The sequence below is a fragment of the Hydrogenophaga sp. genome (assembly GCF_030373245.1).
Classification (GTDB): Bacteria; Pseudomonadota; Gammaproteobacteria; order Burkholderiales; family Burkholderiaceae_C; genus Hydrogenophaga.
Genome location: NZ_JAUCZF010000004.1, coordinates 20146 through 39678, shown reverse-complemented (window position 1 = coordinate 39678; position 19533 = coordinate 20146). Strand labels below are relative to the sequence as shown.

At 66.1% G+C, this 19533-nt stretch carries 17 protein-coding genes; 5 read left to right on the top strand and 12 right to left on the bottom strand.

Going from position 1 to position 19533, the window contains the following annotated elements:
- Nucleotides 1-36: 36 nt before the first annotated feature.
- Nucleotides 37-873 carry a hypothetical protein gene (locus QUV25_RS10345; RefSeq protein ID WP_300863631.1) on the bottom strand — a complete coding sequence of 279 codons (837 nt, stop codon included), beginning with the start codon at nt 871-873 and terminating at the stop codon, nt 37-39.
- Nucleotides 874-924: 51 nt separating this feature from the next.
- Here QUV25_RS10345 and QUV25_RS10340 point away from each other — a divergent pair, with 51 nt between their 5' ends.
- Nucleotides 925-3282, top strand: coding sequence for an ATP-dependent DNA helicase (locus QUV25_RS10340; protein ID WP_300863629.1), 2358 nt, complete (start codon nt 925-927; stop codon nt 3280-3282).
- Nucleotides 3283-3315: 33 nt separating this feature from the next.
- Here the strand turns inward: QUV25_RS10340 and QUV25_RS10335 are convergent, their stop codons facing one another.
- Together QUV25_RS10335 and QUV25_RS10330 are read right to left on the bottom strand one after the other, a co-directional pair.
- Nucleotides 3316-4527: a DUF5666 domain-containing protein gene (locus tag QUV25_RS10335; protein ID WP_300863628.1), complete on the bottom strand. Its 1212-nt coding sequence runs from the start codon at nt 4525-4527 to the stop codon at nt 3316-3318.
- A gap of 143 nt (nt 4528-4670) precedes the next feature.
- A complete protein-coding gene (locus tag QUV25_RS10330; protein WP_300863627.1) occupies nt 4671-5579 on the bottom strand; it encodes a DUF6502 family protein in 909 nt (302 codons plus the stop codon).
- A 158-nt stretch (nt 5580-5737) separates the two neighbouring features.
- Between QUV25_RS10330 and QUV25_RS10325 the strand changes: the two genes are divergently transcribed.
- Nucleotides 5738-6397 carry a hypothetical protein gene (locus tag QUV25_RS10325; RefSeq protein WP_300863626.1) on the top strand — a complete coding sequence of 220 codons (660 nt, stop codon included), beginning with the start codon at nt 5738-5740 and terminating at the stop codon, nt 6395-6397.
- 193 nt (nt 6398-6590) lie between these two features.
- Here QUV25_RS10325 and QUV25_RS10320 read toward each other — a convergent pair whose 3' ends face one another.
- The 5 genes from QUV25_RS10320 to QUV25_RS10300 all read right to left on the bottom strand — a co-directional run bounded on the left by QUV25_RS10320 (nt 6591) and on the right by QUV25_RS10300 (nt 12287).
- Nucleotides 6591-6902: a hypothetical protein gene (locus QUV25_RS10320; RefSeq protein ID WP_300863624.1), complete on the bottom strand. Its 312-nt coding sequence runs from the start codon at nt 6900-6902 to the stop codon at nt 6591-6593.
- Between the two features lie 28 nt (nt 6903-6930).
- Nucleotides 6931-9288 (bottom strand): nitric oxide reductase activation protein NorD, encoded by a 2358-nt coding sequence (locus tag QUV25_RS10315; RefSeq protein WP_300863622.1) that lies wholly within the window; start codon nt 9286-9288, stop codon nt 6931-6933.
- A gap of 7 nt (nt 9289-9295) precedes the next feature.
- Nucleotides 9296-10099 (bottom strand): CbbQ/NirQ/NorQ/GpvN family protein, encoded by an 804-nt coding sequence (locus tag QUV25_RS10310; RefSeq protein ID WP_300863621.1) that lies wholly within the window; start codon nt 10097-10099, stop codon nt 9296-9298.
- A 280-nt stretch (nt 10100-10379) separates the two neighbouring features.
- Nucleotides 10380-10733 (bottom strand): ribulose bisphosphate carboxylase small subunit, encoded by a 354-nt coding sequence (locus tag QUV25_RS10305; RefSeq protein WP_300863619.1) that lies wholly within the window; start codon nt 10731-10733, stop codon nt 10380-10382.
- A gap of 132 nt (nt 10734-10865) precedes the next feature.
- Nucleotides 10866-12287 (bottom strand): form I ribulose bisphosphate carboxylase large subunit, encoded by a 1422-nt coding sequence (locus QUV25_RS10300; protein ID WP_300863617.1) that lies wholly within the window; start codon nt 12285-12287, stop codon nt 10866-10868.
- 184 nt (nt 12288-12471) lie between these two features.
- On the opposite strand from QUV25_RS10300, the gene QUV25_RS10295 reads away from it, so the two are divergent.
- Nucleotides 12472-13401, top strand: coding sequence for a LysR family transcriptional regulator (locus QUV25_RS10295; RefSeq protein ID WP_300863616.1), 930 nt, complete (start codon nt 12472-12474; stop codon nt 13399-13401).
- Here QUV25_RS10295 and QUV25_RS10290 read toward each other — a convergent pair.
- The gene (locus QUV25_RS10290; protein ID WP_300863614.1) at nt 13392-14702 is read right to left on the bottom strand and encodes a hemolysin family protein; all 1311 of its coding nucleotides are present in this window, start codon (nt 14700-14702) and stop codon (nt 13392-13394) included. The two genes, QUV25_RS10295 and QUV25_RS10290, sit on opposite strands and share 10 nt — an antisense overlap.
- 9 nt (nt 14703-14711) lie before the next feature.
- On the opposite strand from QUV25_RS10290, the gene QUV25_RS10285 reads away from it, so the two are divergent.
- Nucleotides 14712-15551 carry a symmetrical bis(5'-nucleosyl)-tetraphosphatase gene (locus tag QUV25_RS10285; RefSeq protein WP_300863613.1) on the top strand — a complete coding sequence of 280 codons (840 nt, stop codon included), beginning with the start codon at nt 14712-14714 and terminating at the stop codon, nt 15549-15551.
- Nucleotides 15552-15567: 16 nt separating this feature from the next.
- Here the strand turns inward: QUV25_RS10285 and QUV25_RS10280 are convergent, their stop codons facing one another.
- Both QUV25_RS10280 and QUV25_RS10275 read right to left on the bottom strand, forming a co-directional pair.
- Nucleotides 15568-17040: a DEAD/DEAH box helicase gene (locus tag QUV25_RS10280; protein WP_300863612.1), complete on the bottom strand. Its 1473-nt coding sequence runs from the start codon at nt 17038-17040 to the stop codon at nt 15568-15570.
- 109 nt (nt 17041-17149) lie between these two features.
- Nucleotides 17150-18046, bottom strand: a complete 897-nt coding sequence (locus QUV25_RS10275) for a neutral zinc metallopeptidase (RefSeq protein WP_300863611.1) — start codon at nt 18044-18046, stop codon at nt 17150-17152.
- An 86-nt stretch (nt 18047-18132) separates the two neighbouring features.
- On the opposite strand from QUV25_RS10275, the gene QUV25_RS10270 reads away from it, so the two are divergent.
- A complete protein-coding gene (locus QUV25_RS10270; RefSeq protein WP_300863610.1) occupies nt 18133-18828 on the top strand; it encodes a DUF4136 domain-containing protein in 696 nt (231 codons plus the stop codon).
- An 18-nt stretch (nt 18829-18846) separates the two neighbouring features.
- Here QUV25_RS10270 and dcd read toward each other — a convergent pair whose 3' ends face one another.
- Nucleotides 18847-19422: a dCTP deaminase gene (gene dcd / locus QUV25_RS10265; protein ID WP_077332095.1), complete on the bottom strand. Its 576-nt coding sequence runs from the start codon at nt 19420-19422 to the stop codon at nt 18847-18849.
- Between the last annotated feature and the right edge of the window lie 111 nt (nt 19423-19533).

Here is a 19533-nt window from a genome sequence, read left to right as displayed (position 1 = left end):
GCACCCCTCGCCCGAGGGACGCAACCCAGCAAGCCCTCAGAGCCAGCCTTGGGCATCTTCCTCTGGCCGCGCCGCCGGCGCGGCTTGCGCCAGCGACATCCAGACCTGCAGCGGCAGACGCTCGACCGCGCGGCGCGGTGCGGGCCGCGCCACTTCCAGCTGGCTGCCGGTGGCGATCATCACGCCGCATTCGGCTGGCACCTCGTCGGCCTCGGCGATTGGACGGCCTTTGGCGTCACGCCCGAGCACGTACCAGCAGGCGCCGGCCATGGCGAGGTAGGCGGCGCGTTTGGCTGGGCGCTTGAGGTCACCCAGCAAATCGGCGCGGCTGACCTTGATCTCGTGCACCACCGGCTCCAGGTAGGCCTCGACCGAGCTGCGGCGGATGGAAAACACGTCGGGCATGGCCATGCACCAGGCGCGATCGGGTGCGCGGCCGGCTGCTTCAACTGTCGGCTCGACCGGCCATAGCGGGTGCGGCTCGCTGGCGACTGGTGCAGCGTCAATCGCCGGCTCGCCCTCCAGCAGGTCGCGCGGCAGCGCCACGCGCAAGCTCAGCCCGCGCCAGGCCAGCCGGCCAGCGCGGCCCAGTTCTTCGGCGACCTGCGCCACCAGCGCTTCGTGCGGCGAGCGCGATGCCCGGTTGCCGGCATGGGCCTTGGCCAGTGCCTGGATGCCAGCGCCGGTGAGCCGCAAGGTCTCGAAGCCTTCGGGCGAGCAGCGCCGCTCCAGCAGACCCGCCGCCAGCAGTTCCACCTCCAGCATGTCGGCGCAGGGCCAGCCGGCCGAGCGGTACACCTCGCGCAGGCGCTGATGGTGGCGGCGCGTGATGGCGGGCAACGCAGGCGGGTCAGCGGTGTCGGGCAAAGGCATGGACTGACTGTATATCCAGTACCATGCCTTTTCAATCTCTGCCCCGCTCTCGTGAACGCCGCCGCTTCCCGCATCGACTCTGCCACCGCCAAGCCTTCGCTGATCTCGGCAGACGATGCGCTGACCGGTGAGCTCGCGGTGGCGGTGCGCGCGCTGTGTGATTTCGCGGCGCGGGCGGGTGATCTGGACCTGCGCTTCACCCCGTCGCCCAGCGGCAGCGAAGGCGTGGCCGGTCACGGCACCGTGACCGCGCGCCGCGCAACGGGCTACCAGCGCGAGCTGAGCCTGAGCGCGCGTTTCGAGGCCCTGACGGTGAGCGGCCGCGCCGATGGCTTCGACCCGCAAGCGCTTCGGGTGGAAGAGATCAAGACCCACCGCGGCGACGCGGCGCTGATCCCGCCCAACCAGCGCGCGCTGCACTGGGCGCAGGCGCGGGTGTACGGCTGGATGCTGTGCCAGCAGCTGGGCCTGGAGCGCATCGAGGTGGCCCTCGTTTACTTCAACATCGACACCGGCGAAGAAACACAGCTCACCGAAACGCAGAGCGCCAGCGATCTGCAAACGCAGTTCAACGCCCTCTGCCGGCGCTACCTCGGCTGGGCGCGTGCGCAGGCCATGCACCGAAGCGCGCGCGACACCGCCTTGCGCGCACTGGCCTTTCCCTTTGCCGACTTCCGGCCGGGCCAGCGCCAGCTGAGCCAAAACGTGTACCGCGCCCAGGGGCGCGAGAAAGCCGACGAGCGCGTGCTGATGGCGCAAGCTCCGACCGGCATCGGCAAGACCATGGCCACGCTGTTTGGCGCGCTCAAGGCGGCGCCCGCGCAGGGTCTGGACAAGATCCTGTACCTGACCGCCAAGACGCCTGGGCGCCAGCTCGCACTCGATGCCTTGCAGCGCCTGAACACCGCAGGGCAGCTGCGCGTGCTCGAACGCGTGGCGCGCGACAAGGCCTGTGAACACCCCGACAAGGCCTGTCACGGTGCATCCTGCCCGCTGGCACAAGGCTTTTACGACCGGCTGCCCGAGGCCCGCTCGGCGGCCGCCACCGTGCAGTGGATGGACAAGGCCACGTTGCGCGAGACCGCGCTGGCCCACACCGTGTGTCCCTACTACCTGGGGCAGGAAATGGTGCGCTGGAGCGATGTGCTGGTGGGCGATTTCAACCACTACTTCGACCACGGTGCCGCCTGGCACTCACTCACCGAAGCCAACGGCTGGCGCGTGAGCCTGCTGGTGGACGAGGCCCACAACCTGATCGAACGCGCGCGCCTCATGCACAGCGCAAGCCTGGCGCCCAGTGCCTTCCAGGCGTTGCGCCAGAGCGCGCCACCGGCGCTGAAAAAACCGCTGGATGCGCTGAACCGCCGCTGGGGAAAGCTGGCGCGTGAGCACGACGCGCCCTACACCGCACTGGCCGAGCCGCCGACCGACTGGGTGCAGTCGCTGCAGGAGGCCTGCCACGCCATCGGCGAACACTTCGCCCAGCACCCGGCGCACGCCACCGGCGCGCTGCAGCAGTGGTGGTTCGACGCCCTGCACTTTCTGCGCGTGGCAGAGAGCTTTGGCGACCACAGCCTGTGCGACCTGGCGCGTGATGGTCGGGCCAATGGTCGGGCTTCGGGCAAGCCCGAGCACCCAGCGGTGAGCCTGCGCAATCTCGTCCCCGCACCGCTGCTGAAGGACCGCTGGACCAGCGCCCACAGCGCCACGCTGTTTTCCGCCACGCTCGCGCCCATGGACTACGTGGCCAACATGCTCGGCCTGCCCGAGGAGAGCACGCGCCTGGAAGTCTCGTCGCCATTCGCGCCCGAGCAGCTGCAGGTGCAGCTGGCGCCCCACATCTCCACCCGTTGGCGTGATCGTCTGGCCTCGCTCACGCCCATGGCCGACGTGATGGCGCAGCAGTTCAAGCGCCAACCAGGCAACTACCTCGCCTTCTTCAGCAGCTTCGACTACCTGCTGCAGGCGCTGGACCGGCTGAAGGAAAGGCACGGCAGCGTGCCCACCTGGGCACAGTCGCGCGGCATGAGCGAGCCCGAGCGCGAAGCCTTCATCGACCGCTTCACCGACACCAGCGAGGGTATCGGCTTTGCGGTGCTGGGCGGCGCGTTTGGCGAAGGCATCGACCTGCCTGGCCAGCGCCTGATCGGCGCCTTCATCGCCACGCTGGGGCTGCCCCAGATCAACCCGGTGAATGAGCAGATGCGCGCACGGCTGCAGGCGCGGTTTGGCCAGGGATACGACTACGCCTACCTGTTTCCCGGTCTGCAAAAAGTGGTGCAGGCCGCGGGTCGCGTGATCCGCAGCGAATCAGACCGAGGCACGGTCTGGCTGCTCGACGACCGCTACGCACGCGCCGAGGTCCGCGCGCAGCTGCCGGGGGCATGGTTTCAAGGTCGCGGCCCCTAGCCGGGTCGACGTCACTCCCCGCGGCAGCCTTGCTCAGTCGCCACCGCGGCCGCGCCCTCGACCGCGACCCTGCCCGCCCGAATCTCCGCCGCCCGAGCCACTGCTACCAGAACCGCTGTTGGAGCTGTCGTCCGAGTCGCGATCGTCGCTGGAGCTCCGCCCGCTGCGGCCCCCGCCACGGCGTCCTTCGTTGCGAAATTCCAGTCGGTCGACCACCACCCGCTGCTCGGCGTCCACGCGCCCGCGCACCCACACCGGCTGCCCCGCACGCAGCGCCTCCACCTGGCCGCCCAGCACTTTCAGCACATTGGCCAGCGACAGGGACTCGAAGCCCAGGCTGAGTTCACGCCCACGCAGTTCGTGCACGTAGCCTTGCAGGACCACCTCGCTGACCGGACCAATGGCTTTTCGGGTGGGGTCAGTCTGGGCGTCTCGCACCTGCAGGCGCTCGCCCGTCCACCGACCCTTCACGCGCAGCTCACCGCCCTCACGCCAGCTGACGGTTGACAGATAGCTGCCCAGCTCAAGGCGCGCATCGCCGATGCGCCAGCCAGCGGGATCGCGCGACGCGGACCCGACCAGCAAGGCCTCGCCCGGCGGTACCGCCTGCACACGGGTGGCGCGGATCTCGCCGTCGGCGCGCCGCTGCCCACTCACCCGCACCCAGTCGCCCACAGCAATACCCGCCAGATCCTGCAGTTCGAGCGCGGTCACGCGTTGCCCCATGACCTCCAACTGACCGGTGCTGCGGTCAAGCATGCCCAGCGGTCCCACCACAGCATCGAGCACCGCGATGCGCTCAGCCTGGAACCGTTCGCCCTCACCCTGAGCGCGCAGCGCCACCACCTGGCCCACGGCGAGTTCGTTGAGAGACGACGGTCGACCATCGCGCTGCACCGGCGTATCGCCATCGAAATCCACCTTCACGCCGTTGACACAGATGCTGCCGAACCCGGTCACCACGCCCACGATGCCGGTGCCACCCAGGCCACCCTCGGCCACCTGCCCGGTACCACCCAGCCCCGGACGCTGCGCGACCTGCCCGGTGCCGCCGAGGCCGCCCGGGTTGGCCGCCACCGAGGACGCTGGCGCGCCGGTGCCCCCCAGCCCCGGAGCCAATGGGGCGGGGTTCACCTGCGAAGCCATGCGGGTGCAGGCATCGCCGGCATGGCCGGATCCCACGCCCACGGCGCGCACCACCTGGCCCAGCGGTTGCAGCACGACGCGGTCCGCCAGACTGGCCATGCTGCTGCAGGCGCTGAGGACAAGGACTGCCAGCAGGGGAAAAGCCCAGCGCACCGGACGCCTCAGTGCCCACCACCCCACAGGCGCAGCCCTGCTTGGTACATGCTGGCGAAGACTGGCCCGGGAACTGCGTGGCGCGGCGCTCACGACGACATCCCTTCACCTTGCCCCGCGGGTTCGGCGAGCTCTGCAGGTTCGGCGTAGAAGTAAACGCCCATGGTGATGCGCTGGGGGCTTTCGCCAGGCTGGCGCTCCGCGCTGTCCTTCGCTTCGGCCTCCATGGCCGCCTTGTTCACCGCCAGCAGGGCTTTCATGCCCACCTGCTCAGTCAGCTTGGCCAGGCGATCCACCGAAGCTGGCGCCAGCGCGTTGTAGTGCACGCTGCGCTCCATGAAAGGCGGCTGGCCGCCCAGCACGTTGTGCACCGCGGCGGCGGCATGGTCGTGCAGGTTGTGGCCCAGGTAGAAGGCTTTTTCGTCGGCGCCACGGGTCGGCACGAAGGCGCCGGTGTTGAGACACACGCGGCCTTCGTCGTCGAGATGGACCACGCCCAGGCGCAGCCATTCGTCGAGCACGACGCGCGAACGGATGTCGCTGTTGACGCCGCTCACCAGCGCCTCGAACGATTGCTCGCCGCCTTCGCTGGCCAGGCGGGCCAGCGGTCGGGGCTTGCCATCCTCCTGAACGTAGCGGGCATCGCCCATCCAGTGCGCGACCAGTTGCGCGCCGCGCGGCACCACCGATGGCTCCAGCGCCTCGGGTGTCTGCAGCAGCTGGCGCAGGCGGCTCACGTCCTTGCGGTGCACGCCGCTGACCAGGCTGACCCGGCTGTCGGTGGGCGGTCGGGCATCGAGTCGAAATTCCTTCTCGGCCACTTCCACAAACAAGCCCTTGAGCAGGTCCGCCAGGTACGGGTACGTGATGCCCTGGGCCAGCATCAGCCGCACGAGCGGACGCAACAACTGACGCAGGGCGCGCACCAGCGCGGGCGACGGCCCGCCAGGCTGGCTGCCGTCGGTGGTGGGCTGGGGGGTGTTGTCTGGGCGGGGCATGGCGAAGCGGGAGAAGTGTGCGAACAAAGTTTAACCAATTCGTGGGATATTTTCACACAAATCACTTGACGTGGGAAATTTACCCACACATACTGCGGCTGTGCGTGGGATTTTTTCCCACGCACAAACCCAGAACCCCAACCTTTCAGGAGAAAACCATGGTCACACACAACACAACCCGCATAGCCGCCCTGGTGGCAGCTCTCACGCTGGCACTGGCATCGGGCGCAGCCCTGGCCAAGGACGGCAGTTCCGGCAAGGGCCGCGGCGGCGACAGCGCGGGCTCTTCCTCTTCGTCCAGCGGCGGCGGCAGCGGCGGCCAAGGCCGTGGTCGCGGCCGAGGCGGCGACGGCGCTGGCTCCTCGTCTTCGTCCGGCGGTGACAGCGGTGGCCGTGGTCGCGGCCGCGGTGGCGATGACGGTGGTTCCAGCAGCAGTTCTTCTTCGTCATCGTCATCGTCTTCTTCCAGCAGCAGCTCGGACGGTGGGCGCCGTGGCCGCGGGGCAGATGACGGCCCGAACCACCACGCCGACGGTCACGTCAGCGGCCGCAATCGCCCGCGTGGCGTGGAAGACAGTGGTGTGGACGCACCGGACGACAGCGACGGTCGGGTGGGCCGCCGTGGTCGAGGTGCCGATGACGGAGCCAACCACCACGCCGATGGCCATGTCAGTGGTCGCAATCGCCCGCGTGGCGTGGAAGACAGCGGCGTGGACGCACCAGACGACAGCGATGGCCGCGTGGGGCGCCGCGGGCGAGGCGCAGATGACACGAACGATGCACCAGACGACAGCGACGGTCGGGTCAGCCGCCGCTGATGCCGGCACTCAGGGCAAGAGGGTCGCGCGGGACGCCGCGAGGGCCTCGGCCTGAGCGAGCGCATCAAGTCGATCCCGCGGTTCGACAATCCCGCTTACCTGTTTGCCTCGCTGCTTGCGCCGGCACGGGCAACAACACCGCCGGGGACACTGAACTAGGCCGCGTGATGAACGCCCGCCGCCGGCTGAAGGCTCAGTCATCGTCTCCGAGTTCTGCGCTCCAGCCTGCGGCCTTGGCCAACGCAACCGCCTGCGCATGGATGCGCGCGTGGCGCTCTGCCAGCTCGGGTGGCAGGCGGCTGGGCAGCTGGCCGTAAGGCTCCCAGGCCTGGTGAACTTGTTCAAACAGGTTCTGCAGATCACCCGCCGTCTTACCGGCAAAGGTGTTGCCCTCGGGCACGATGTCGAACACCCAGGCGTCGCGGATGATGCGCCCGGTGAGGGTCATTCCGTGGTTGTCTTCCTGGTCGACGCCAGCGTAGGTTTGGGTGCGGGTTTGGATCATGGTGTGAGCTGAGTGCTTCGGAATGGGCCTAGCGGGTCAGCCCAGCGTACAGCAATGGCAGTTTCTCAGGCAAGCGCTCCACCTGGTCGACCACCAGGTAGTTGCGCGCGCCGAAGATGCGGCTCACGTACTGGTCGGCGCGCGGGTCCAGGCTCATGCAGTAGGTGATCACACCGTTGCGCCCGGCTTCTTCCACCGCCTTCTTGGCGTCGTGGCGCAGATACTGCGGGTCGCGCACATCCACATCGGCCGGCTCGCCGTCGGTGATGACGAACAACAGCTTCTTGCTGCTGCGCTGCGCCTTGAGGGCGGTGGTGGCGTGGCGGATGGCCGCGCCCATGCGGGTGGAGAGCTGCCCTTCCATGCCGGCCAGGCGCGCCTTGGCGGTGTCGTCGTAGGGCTGGTCAAAGTCCTTGAAGCGCCAGTAGTTCACATCGTGCCGGCCATCGGAGCAGAAGCCGTGAATGGCGAACGGATCGCCCACCTTGTGGATTGCGTCGGCCAGCAGCGTGCAGGCAGAGCGCGTGAGTTCGAGCACGGTGTGTTCCTGACCCGCCACCTTGTCATTTGTTGACTGCGAGAGATCCAGCAGGACGAGGACCGAGATGTCGCGCAACTTGCGCACGCTGCGCATCATGATGCGCGGGTCGGGCTGGCGGCCCATGCGCATCTCGATCAACGACGAAAGCGCGGCATTCAAGTCGATCTCGTCGCCGTCTTCGAGCTTGCGGATGCGCTGCACGCCCTGCGGCTGCATCGCGTCCAGGATGTATTTCATGCGGCCGATCAGGCGACGGTGCTCGGCCAGGATGCCGTCGATCACCGCCGCGTCCCCGGCCTTGGGGCGTCTCTCCTGCACCGTGGCCCAGGCCGGGCGTTCGAGCTGGATCATGTGGTCCCACTCGCCGTAGTGTGCCGGCGGCAGCACCGGCTCGCGGCCTTCGCTTTCATTGAACGACACGCCCAGGTCTTCGTAGGGAAACAGCTCGGTGCCCAGCACCCAGATTTCCTGCGCGTCGTCGCCCGCGCCCTCCACCTCGAGCTCGTTGACGAACTCCATCAGGTTGGCCTGCTTGCGCACTTGCTGCGGCGGCTCGTACCCGGCGGCGATGCTGCGCTCGAAGTCGAAACCGTCGAAGGCCCAGAAGTAGCGGTTGTCGTCGCGGTAGGCGACCGTCTGCAGGTCCGTGCGCGGCTGGAAGGCTGGCCCCTTTGTGAGCTCGCGGTAGCTGTGCGCCAGCTGCACGCCCAGTTCCCACGACACGGTGTTGTCGTGCGGATCGGCCTGCATGCGCGGCAGCGCCTCGACCAGCAGCGCGCGGCCCTGGGCGATCCAGGGGTGGTTGTCCTCGTACGCGGGATCGAGCAACGCACGCGCGAGACGATTGAGCCAGTCACCGGCCGTCGCTTGTTGCGTGACCTGCACGGTGTGCAACTGTGCCCAGAGCGGTCGCAGGCCCGGAAAGCGCGCCAGCGTGAGGGCTTCGACCCGCGCGTCTTCCATCAAGCCGATCAGCGCCATCTGCCAGGGGTTCAGCGACTCGGTCGAGATCGGCTGGCGGGTGTACACCACGTGCGCCGCGGCGTGCGCAGCGGCGGCGCGGTAGAGCTGCGTGGCGTCCACCGCACCGGCGTTGCCGTCGACCGCGTCGTAGGCGTCGGGCAGGTGGATGAAGTAGTCCTCGATGAAGGGGCGGTAGCCCTCGCGCGATTCATAGTCACCGGCCGTGGGGCGCATGAAAAAGTCGCGGCCCCAGAGCGCTCGCAAATACATGTTGATGCGCCGCTGCACGTCCACCAGCAGCGTACCCTTGCGCTCCTTCTGCAGCATGGCCAGGGACTCTTTGGACTGCAGGCCGAAGTAGGCGATCTGCTCTTCGTAGTTCGTGCGGTGCGCCTGCGCGCCCCAGGTGGCCCAGCGCCGCAGGCCACCCAGCGTGAGCTGACTGAGGAGCGCGTCGAGCTGGCCCAGCATGGGACGCAGGCCGCGCGGCGCCTGCGCCACCAGCGTATTGAGGAACTGCAGGTACTGCAGGAACAGCGCGCCGTCGGCGAGGCGGCGCGCGGCGGTGGGCGCCGTGGCCAGCACCAGCTCGACTACCGCGCCCGAGGTCTTGGACGCGAGCGTGAGCGCAGTGGTCGCCAGTTCGCCGACCACGTCTTCGCCGATTTCCTGCGCCACCTGCGGCGCGCCATCGATCCAGGCGTTGACCAGTTCGTGACCCCGGCCGAGGCCACGCAGCGCGGCGGCGCCCTTGACGTAGTTGTCCAGCCCGCGCGCGGAAAACACCTTGGTCGCGTCAGGCCAGCGGTGCGCCAGCAGTTCGCGCGAGGCCGCATCCAGTTGCTCGGTCCACTCGGCGTGGTCGTGGAGGTGGACGCTCATGGCGAGATCAGAAGAATGTCAAAACTGCGGCGTCCAAAGCGTCGCGCATGTCCGGGTCGTCCGTGATCGGGCGCACGAGCGCCACGCGGCAGGCGGCCTGTGCGGACACGCCTTTGGCGATCAGGCTGCCCGCGTAGATCAGCATGCGGGTGGAGATGCCTTCGTCAAGGCCGTGGCCCTTGAGGTTGCGCGCGCGCTCGGCGATGCCGACCAGCTTGCCCGCCACGTCCGGACTCACGCCGGTTTCGTGCGCCACGATCTCGGTTTCGATGGCGTGTTCGGGGTAATTGAAATCCAGCGCGCCGAAGCGCTGCTTGGTCGACTGCTTCAAGTCCTTCATCAGGCTCTGGTAGCCCGGGTTGTAGGAAATGACGATCTGGAAGTCCGGGTGCGCGTTCAGGAGTTCGCCTTTCTTCTCCAGCGGCAACACGCGGCGGTTGTCGGTCAGCGGGTGGATGACCACAGTGGTGTCCTGCCGCGCCTCGACCACTTCGTCGAGGTAGCAGATGGCGCCGTGCCGCGCAGCCATGGCCAGCGGGCCGTCCTGCCACCGAGTGCCCTGCGCATCGAGCAGGAATCGCCCCACCAGATCGGACGCTGTCATGTCTTCGTTGCAGGCCACGGTGATCAGCGGCTTGTTCAGCTTCCACGCCATGTACTCGACAAAGCGCGTCTTGCCGCAGCCGGTGGGCCCCTTGAGCATCATCGGCATGCGCACCGAGTACGCGGCCTCGTACAGCTCGACCTCGTCAGTGACGGGGCGGTAGTAGGGTTGTGCGGCGACGCGGTAGGCGTCGAGTTGCTCACTCATGTTTTCGTCTCCACTGCCCTTGCACTCGTTGTCCATCGGCGTTGGCCTGCACCGCGCGGTGCGACGCGGCCAACTCCATTCGTGTCTTCCGCCGGCCTACGGCCGGCTCCCCCTTGACCTCACTGCGTCGGCCACTCCGCACCACGCTCACGAGCACACCAAGTAGAAAACCCTCGGTACGTCCGGCGCGCTTAAGGTGACCAGAGATGCCGTGGAACCGGCTTCGCCGGGCCACAGGCATCGCCCCCCTGGAGGGTGACGCCGCAGGCGGCGCGGGGGGTTAAACAGTTTTCCCGCGATAGATGACCATCGAAGTACCCTGCGACTGGTTGAAGTTGTTGTAGCCAATCAGGCGAACATGGTTGTCAGGGTTGGCCTTGCGGCATGCCGCCGCTTCGGCCAGCACGCGGTCCACATCGGTTTCGCCAAACATGGGCAGCTTCCACATGTACCAGTACGAGTCACCCAGGTAGCGCGGTTCGGTGTGCTCGATGGCGGGGTTCCAGCCCTTGTTCACCAGGTACTCAACCTGCTTTCGGATCTCCGCATCGGTCATGGGCGGCAGGTAGGAAAAGGTTTCGAACTTGCGGCTGGCAGGGTCGGAGAGACGGGATGTGTAGTCTTGCATGCTCATGATGGGTTCCTTAAAAAAGTGACGCTGCGTCCGAACCGGTCAAGTTCGATTCAGGACGCGAAGCAAAGCCGCAGACGGTGCTGAAGGCACGGCAAGGCTTTGCGACAAAGTCATAGATCGAAATCGGCCGGTTCACTTGTGCGCTACGTCGAGCTTGTCCACCGTGTCAAATTCGAATTTGATTTCCTTCCAGGTCTCCATGGCGATCTGGAGCTCGGGCGAATGCTTGGCTGCATCCATCAGCACGGTCTTGCCTTCTTTCTCGACCGCCACGCCTTCATTGCGCGCCTTCACGCAGGCTTCCACCGCCACGCGGTTGGCGCATGCGCCGGCCGCGTTGCCCCAGGGGTGGCCGAGCGTGCCGCCGCCGAACTGCAGGCAGGAGTCATCGCCGAAAATGTTGACCAGTGCCGGCATGTGCCACACGTGGATGCCGCCCGAAGCGACGGGGAAGACGCCCGGCATGGAGCCGAAGTCCTGGTCGAAGAAGATGCCGCGCGAGCGGTCTTCCTTGATGAAGCGTTCGCGCATCAGGTCGATCCAGCCCAGGGTGGCTTCGCGGTCGCCTTCGAGCTTGCCCACTACCGTGCCCGAGTGCAGATGATCGCCACCCGAGAGGCGCAGGCATTTGGTCAGCACGCGGAAATGGATGCCGTGGTGCGGGTTGCGGTCGAGCACGGCGTGCATGGCGCGGTGGATGTGCAGCAGCATGCCGTTGTTACGGCACCAGTTAGCCAGGCTGGTGTTGGCGGTGAAGCCGCCGGTGAGGAAGTCGTGCATGATGATTGGAGCGCCCAGTTCCTTGGCGAACTCGGCCCGCTTGAACATTTCTTCCACCGTGGGTGCGGTCACGTTCAGGTAGTGGCCCTTGCGCTCGCCGGTCTCGCGTTCTGCCTTCTGGCAGCCTTCCACCACGAATTCGAACCGGTCACGCCAGCGCATGAACGGCTGGCTGTTGACGTTCTCGTCGTCCTTGGTCAGGTCCAGTCCACCGCGCAGGCACTCATAGACCGCGCGACCGTAGTTCTTGGCCGACAGCCCCAGCTTGGGCTTGATGGTGCAGCCCAGCAGCGGGCGGCCGTATTTGTTGAAACGGTCGCGCTCGACCTGGATACCAGCCGGCGGACCGCCGCAGGTCTTCACATAAGCAATGGGGAAACGAACATCCTCAAGACGCAGGGCGCGCAAGGCCTTGAAGCCGAACACGTTGCCCACCAGCGAGGTCAGCACGTTGACGATGGAGCCTTCTTCGAACAGGTCGATCGGGTAAGCCACGAAGGCGTAGAAGCAGGTGTCGTCACCGGGCACGTCTTCGATCTTGTAGGCGCGGCCTTTGTAGAAGTCGAGATCGGTCAGCAAGTCGGTCCAGACCGTGGTCCAGGTGCCGGTGGACGACTCGGCGGCAACAGCAGCGGCCACTTCTTCTCGGTCCACACCGGGCTGCGGCGTGATCTTGAAGCAGGCGAGGATGTCGGTGTCTTTCACGGTGTAGTGCGGCTCCCAGTAGGTGCTGCGGTACTCCTTGACGCCGGCGTTGTAGGTTTTGGTGGCCATTCGGTCTTGCTCCTGTTCGTGGTGGTCGGTGGTCTCCGTCGAGGCCCAGGGCATCGGTGGTGAGCCCTTGGCGAGACGCAGTTGCGCTGAACTGGAACAAATTGTTGATCGCTTATAGAATTAGTAAAAGTAAATTGTTTAGACCATAACGGTAGATTTTTATCTATTTATTAGGAACCCAAGAATGAACCTGCGCCATGCCACCCTGCACCAGCTGCGCATCTTCCACGCCGTGGCTCAGCACAACAGCTTTGCACGTGCCGCAGAGGCGCTGCACCTTTCGCCACCGACGCTCTCGCTGCAGGTCAAGCAGCTGTCGGAGACGGTGGGGCAGCCACTGTTCGAGCAGGTGGGCAAGAAAATTTTCCTCACGGCCGCTGGCGAAACCCTGGCCGAGGCCTGCACCGACATCGAGACGCGAATGGAGCGCCTGTCGCAGGACCTCGCTGCGCTGCAGGGCGTGGAGCGCGGCAGCCTGAAGCTCGCCATCCTCACCACGGTGAAGTACACCGTGCCCAAGCTGCTCGGGGGTTTTTGCGCCGCTCACCCAGGCATTGAGGTCGCCATGCTGGTGGGCAACCGCGAGATGCTGCTGCAGCGCCTGGCCAACAACCAGGACGATCTCTACATCATGGGTCAGCCGCCCGAGAACATGGATGTGGTTTGCGAGGGTTTCGCCGACAACCCGCTGGTGGTGGTGGCCCCGCCCGACCACCCGCTGGTGGGACGCAGGCGCATCGCACCCAAGCGCCTGGCGCAGGAGCCGTTCATCCTGCGCGAACCCGGATCGGGCACCCGCCTGACCGCTGAAAAGTTCTTTACCGACCGCGGCATTGCCCTGAAGAACCGCCTGGAAGTGGGCAGCAACGAGGCCATCAAGCAGACGGTGGCTGGCGGTCTTGGCCTGGCTGTGCTGTCGGCCACCACCGTGGTCGCCGAGCTGGCGTTGGGGGAGCTGGTGCAGCTCGACGTACAGGGGTTCCCCTTGATCCGTCGCTGGCACGTAGTCTACCCGCGCGGCAAGCGGCTGTCGGCCGCCACACGCGCCTTCAAGGACTGGCTGTTCGAACACCGCCCGGTCGGCCCGGTGCGGCGCTCGGCGCTTCAGTCCTGATCGGGCTCGGGCGCCGGAGGCGGCGCCAGTGGCGTGATCAGCACCTGGTCTATCCGCCGACCTTCGAGCGCGAGCACCTCGAAACGCCAGCCTGCGCACTCGACCGACTGCGACAAGACCATGAGTTGCCCAGCCTCCGCCTGCATGAGGCCAGCGACGGTGTTGTAGCGGCCTTTGTCCTCGTCGGGTAGTTCGTCGATGTCGAAGCGCGACTTGAGTTCGGCCACCGGCATCGCGCCATCGATCAGCCAGGCACCGTTCTCTTTGGGAATCGCCCACGCGTCCACCGGTTGCTCGGGTGAGAGCTCGCCGGTGATGGCCTCCAGCATGTCCAGCGGCGTGAGCAAACCTTGAACCACGCCGTACTCGTCGACCACGAACACCATGCGCGTGGAGCGGATGCGGAACTGCTCCAGCAGCTCCATGCCCGTCAGGGTCTCGGGCACGAAGACCGCAGGCTTCACATGCTGGCCAATGGCATCCGTCACGCGCTGCGACTGCAGCGAGAGCATGTGCGGCAGGTGGATCACGCCCACCACATCATCAAGGTTGCCACGGCACACCGGATACCACGAGTGCCCGGTGGTCCAGGCTTTCTGGATCGCTTCGTCCAGGGGGTCCTGTGCGTCCAGCCACTCGATGTCGCTGCGAGGCACCATGATGGACGTGAGCTGCCTGTCGTCAAGCAGGAAAACGTTGCGCACCATCTGGTGTTCGTGTTCCTCGATCAGGCCCGCGTCCACGCCCTCCTCCAGGCTGGCGTTGATCTCTTCTTCGGTCACGTGCTGCACCGCATTGGCGTCCACGCGCAGCAGGCGCAACATCCAGTGCGTGGTGTGCGAGAGCAGCCAGACAAACGGCTTGGCCGCCTGGGCCACGAAGGTCATGGGCCGAGAAACCCAGCGCGAGACGGTCTCGGGGTAGAGCTGACCGATGCGCTTGGGGACCAGCTCCCCGAATACGATGGTGATGAAGGTGATGACCACCACCACGACCGCGGTGGCACTCACACTGGCGGTGGTGTCCTCCAGCCCCCAGGATTGCAGCACGAGCGCCAGGTCGTCGCTGAAGGCGGCTTCCCCCACGATGCCGTTGAGCATGCCGATGGAGGTGATGCCCACCTGCACCGAGGACAGGAACTGGGTCGGATTCTCGAGCAGTTTTAGCGCCGTCTTGGCGCCTTTGTCGCCCGATTCGCTCAGGGCCGACAGCCGCGCCTTGCGGCTGGAGGCCAGAGCCAGCTCGGACATGGCGAACGCACCGTTGAGCAAGGTGAGAAAGGCAATCAGCAGTATGTCCATAATTTGTGTATGGCACTTTACCTGATTGGGGATGTACAAGGCTGCAATGCTGCCTTGGGGCAGTTGCTCGACAAGCTGGCGTTTTCACCCAGCCGAGACACCGTTTTTCTGCTCGGTGACCTGGTCAATCGCGGCCCCGATTCGCTGGGGGTGTTGCGGCGCGTGATTGCGCTGGATGGTGCCGCACAGGCCCTGCTCGGCAACCACGACCTGCATTTGCTCGCGACCGCCAGCGGCGTGCGCAAGCCACACCGCAACGACACGGTGGACGACATCCTGGATGCACCCGACCGCGATGCGCTGCTGACCTGGCTTCGCCACCGACCCATGGCCTTGCAGGCGCAGGGCTGGTTGATGGTGCATGCCGGCGTACTGCCCGCCTGGGACGTGGCGCAGACGCTGACCCTGGCGGGCGAACTGCAGGCAGTGTTGCGCGGCCCGGACTGGCTGCACTTCATGCACCACCTGTACGGCAACCAGCCTGACCGCTGGCGCGACGATCTCGCCGGCTTCGACCGGCTGCGCGTGATCGTCAACGCATTGACGCGGCTGCGCTTTTGCACCGCCGACGGCGTGATGGAGTTCGAAACCAAAGACAGCGCCAGCGCCGCGCCACCGGGATTCATGCCGTGGTTCGAGGCGCCCGGTCGGCACACCGCCGGCACACCAGTCGCGTTTGGCCACTGGTCGACCTTGGGTCGGGTGCAACGGGCTGATGTGCTGCCGCTGGACACGGGCTGCGTCTGGGGGGGCTGCCTCACGGCTGCGCGCCTGCTCGACGATCGGGGGGGCGTGGAGCGCATCGACGTGCGCTGCGCGCAGGCTCAGCGCCCGGGCAAGAGAAGCTGAGCGCGAGCGCTGCGGATCAGCTTTCCTGGGCGGGAGCTTCCGCAGGTGCCTCTGCCGCTGCCTCGACAGGTTTGAACAGCATCGGCACTTTCTTGCGCGTCTTGATGTTGGGCGAAACCGAGCGCGCGGTGGCGCGCTTCTCGGCCTCCCATGCCGGTTTCTGGGTGTCCGGCAGGCTGGGTTCGTAGGGTTTGTCGAACAGGGGATCTGCCGGTGCACGCGGCGGACGAGACGGCGCGCGCCCGACGGGGGCTTCGTCACGGCTGCGGCGCTCGCGCGCAGGTTGCGATTCTTCGCGCTGCCAGGCGCGCTGGCCGTCGTTGAAGTGACCCGCCGGCTGCCGGTCGCTGGCGAGCTCCAGGGCTTCGAGCTCCAGCTTCTTGCCCAGCAGCTTTTCGAGATCGCCCATCAGGCGCGTGTCGCGCGCACTCACGAACGACACCGCCAGCCCGGAGGCGCCCGCCCGACCGGTGCGGCCGATGCGGTGCACGTAGTCTTCGGCGTTGAACGGGATGTCGAAATTGAACACGGCCGGCACATCTTTGATGTCCAGGCCGCGAGCGGCCACATCGGTGCAGATCAGCAAGTCCACGGCGCCGCTTTTGAACGCTTCGAGCGCCTTGAGCCGCTCGTCCTGGCTCTTGTCGCCGTGCAATGCGGTGGTGTTGAGGCCTTCGCGCTCCAGAGAGCGCGCCAGCCGAGCGCAGCCGAGCTTGCTGTTGACGAACACAAACGCCTGCTTCAATTCGCGATCGAGCAAGATTTTGCGCAAAGTAGCGCGTTTGTCGTCGTCGTCAACGCGGTAAAAATGCTGCTCCACGGTGGAGGCGGTGGCGTTGGAACGCGCCACCTCGATCGTCACCGGGTCCTGCAGGTAGCTGTTGGCCAGTCGCTTGATCTCGGGTGAGAAAGTGGCCGAAAACAGCAGCGTGGTGCGCTGCTTGGGCAGGTAGCTCAGGATGCGCTGCAGGTCGGGCAGAAAGCCGATGTCGAGCATGCGGTCGGCCTCGTCGAGCACCACGTACTCAACCTGGTTCAGCACGCAGTTCTTGGCCTCGATGTGATCCAGCAGACGCCCCGGCGTGGCCACCAGCACCTCCACGCCTTTCTTCAGCTCGGCGGTCTGCGGCTTCATGTCCATGCCGCCAAACACCACCGTGCTGCGCAGCTGGGTGTATTTGGCATACAGAGCGATCTGCTCGGCGACCTGATCGGCCAGCTCGCGCGTGGGCAGCAACACCAGGGCTCGCACCGGATGGCGCGCTGGTGAGGTGGATGCATTCTCATGCTTCAGCATGCGCTGCAGCAACGGCAGGGAAAACGCCGCGGTCTTGCCGGTACCCGTCTGCGCGGCGCCCATCACGTCCCTGCCCTCCAGCACCACAGGAATGGCCTGGGCCTGGATCGGCGTCATGTTTTCGTAGCCCATTTCGGCCACGGCGCGGGCAAGAGAGGGCGAGAGGGCGAGCTGGGAGAAGGATTGGGTCATTAGAAATGCGTGGCGCGAAAGGCGGTGCCCTGGCTGGGCGTTAGCCTCCTATTGTCGCACTTCAGGCTTTTTTTGCCCATTTTGACCCTCTTTCGGGGCCTGATCCACCTCAAAGGGTGCGTGCGTTGAAGGTATCGCAGGCCTGCACCTGGCCGGTCCTGAGGCCGGTATTGAACCAGCGCTGGCGCTGCTCACTGCTGCCGTGGGTGAAGCTGTCGGGAACCACCATGCCCTGGCTCTTGCGCTGAAGCGCATCGTCACCGATGGCGGCGGCCGCGTTCATCGCCTCTTCCACATCACCCGGCTCGATGATGCCTTTGCTTTTGTCGTTGTGATGAGCCCAGATGCCAGCAAAACAGTCGGCCTGCAGCTCCAGTCGCACCGACAGTGCGTTGTACTCGCGCTCACTGACCCGCCCGCGGGCCTGCTCCATCTTGGTCGTGATGCCGAGCAGGTTCTGCACATGGTGACCGACTTCGTGCGCGATCACATAGGCCTGGGCGAAGTCACCTGGCGCGCCGAGCTGGCGGCGCAAGGTGTCGTAAAAGCTCAGATCGATATAGACCTTTTGATCACCCGGGCAGTAAAACGGGCCCATGGCCGACTGACCGGTACCGCAGGCCGTGGGCGTGGCGCCGCGAAACAGAACCAGTCGGGGCTTCTGGTACTGGGCGCCACCCTGCTGGAACAGCTGGCTCCACACGTCTTCGGTCCCGCCCAGCACTGCGGCGGTGAACTGGCCCATTTCATCGGTCGGCTTTTCGCCGGAGGCGGGCACCGTCTGCACCTGGGCGCTCGGCGCGATGTCGCCCGCGCCGCCCAGCACGCCCAGAATCGTCATCGGGTTGATGCCAAAGATCCAGCCCGCCACCAGTGCGATGACAATGGTGCCCAGGCCAAGGCTGCGCCCGCCGGTGCGCCGTCCGCCGCCCAACATCCCGCCTGCGCCGGGCGACGAACGTCGATCTTCGACCTGATCCGACTGGCGGTTGTTTTCCCATTTCATCTGACGCTCTCCTGATCGGCGGGGAACTCGGTTCTGCACCATGCAGTCCCAAGGTGTGTAGCGCCAATGACTGACAAGCCGCCATTATGCAAACCCTGCCCTCACCTGTCTGCCTGAACACCTCCAAGCGCCGTTGGGGAGCGGTCGCAGCGTGCCGCATCACCGTCGCTGTGGTTTTTGCGGTGCTGGTGCTGGCCCTGGCCGGCTGCGCCAGCACCATCGACGCCAAGGTGACGCGCTTCAACCAGTGGCCCGCCGATGCCGCCGGCCAGACTTTCAGCTTCACCACTCCCGCGGCCGGACGTGAGCTGGAGCTGCGTGCTTACCAGGCTCTCGCGGCTCGCGAGCTCCAGGCGCGAGGCCTGGTGCCGGCACCCGAGGGCCGTGCTGGCCGATTTGTGGTCGAAGTGCAGGCCAGCCAGGCCGAGCGGCAACGCACCCAGCAGGTGCCGGTCTATGTGGATGACTGGGTTTACGTGCCTGCCTGGCGCGACCCCACGCGGTACTACGGAGGCTACTGGGTGCAAGAGCGATTCGGCAGCCGCTATGTAGGCGACCGCGAGGTGACGCGCACGCTGCAGGCCAGCGAGCTTCGCCTGCTCATCCGTGAACGGGGCACAGGTGGCGAATTGCGCACCGTGTTCGAGGCCACAGCGATGCAGGAGAGCCCCAACGATGACTTGGCCGAGGTCATGCCCTACCTCATGCAGGGCGTGTTCCAGGATTTTCCGGGTGCCAACGGCCAAGTGCGCCGGCTTCGGTTCGAACTGCCCAAGCAGTGAGGCTCGGGGCCCAAGCTCTCAGGTCTTGGGCAAGGTGACGCCAACCTGACCCTGGTACTTGCCGCCGCGGTCCTTGTAGCTGGTCTCGCAGACGTCGTCCTTGTCGCTCTCGAAGAACAGCACCTGCGCGCAGCCCTCACCCGCGTAGATCTTGGCGGGCAGCGGCGTGGTGTTGGAAAACTCCAGCGTCACATAGCCCTCCCACTCGGGCTCAAACGGGGTCACGTTGACGATGATCCCGCAGCGCGCGTAGGTGCTCTTGCCCAGGCAGATGGTGAGCACGTTGCGGGGGATGCGGAAATATTCCAGCGTGCGCGCCAACGCAAAGCTGTTGGGCGGGATAACGCAGACGTCCTTGTTGATGTCGACAAAGCTGTTTTCGTCGAAGTTCTTGGGGTCGACCACCGTGCTGTGGATGTTGGTGAAGACCTTGAACTCGGGTGCGCAGCGGATGTCGTAGCCGTAGCTGCTGGTGCCGTAGCTCACGATCCGCTCGCCCGCCGCGTTTTGCCGCACCTGCCCAGGCTCGAAGGGCTCGATCATGCCGTGCTGCTCGGCCATGCGCCGGATCCATTTGTCGCTCTTGATGCTCATGGAGCGCCATTGTAGGGATGTCCAGCGCCGGAGCAGCCCGATCGCCGTCCTCAGGAAAACCGGGAAGGCCTTGCTCAAAATCCTGTTATTTCAGTAATCTCTGAAAATTCA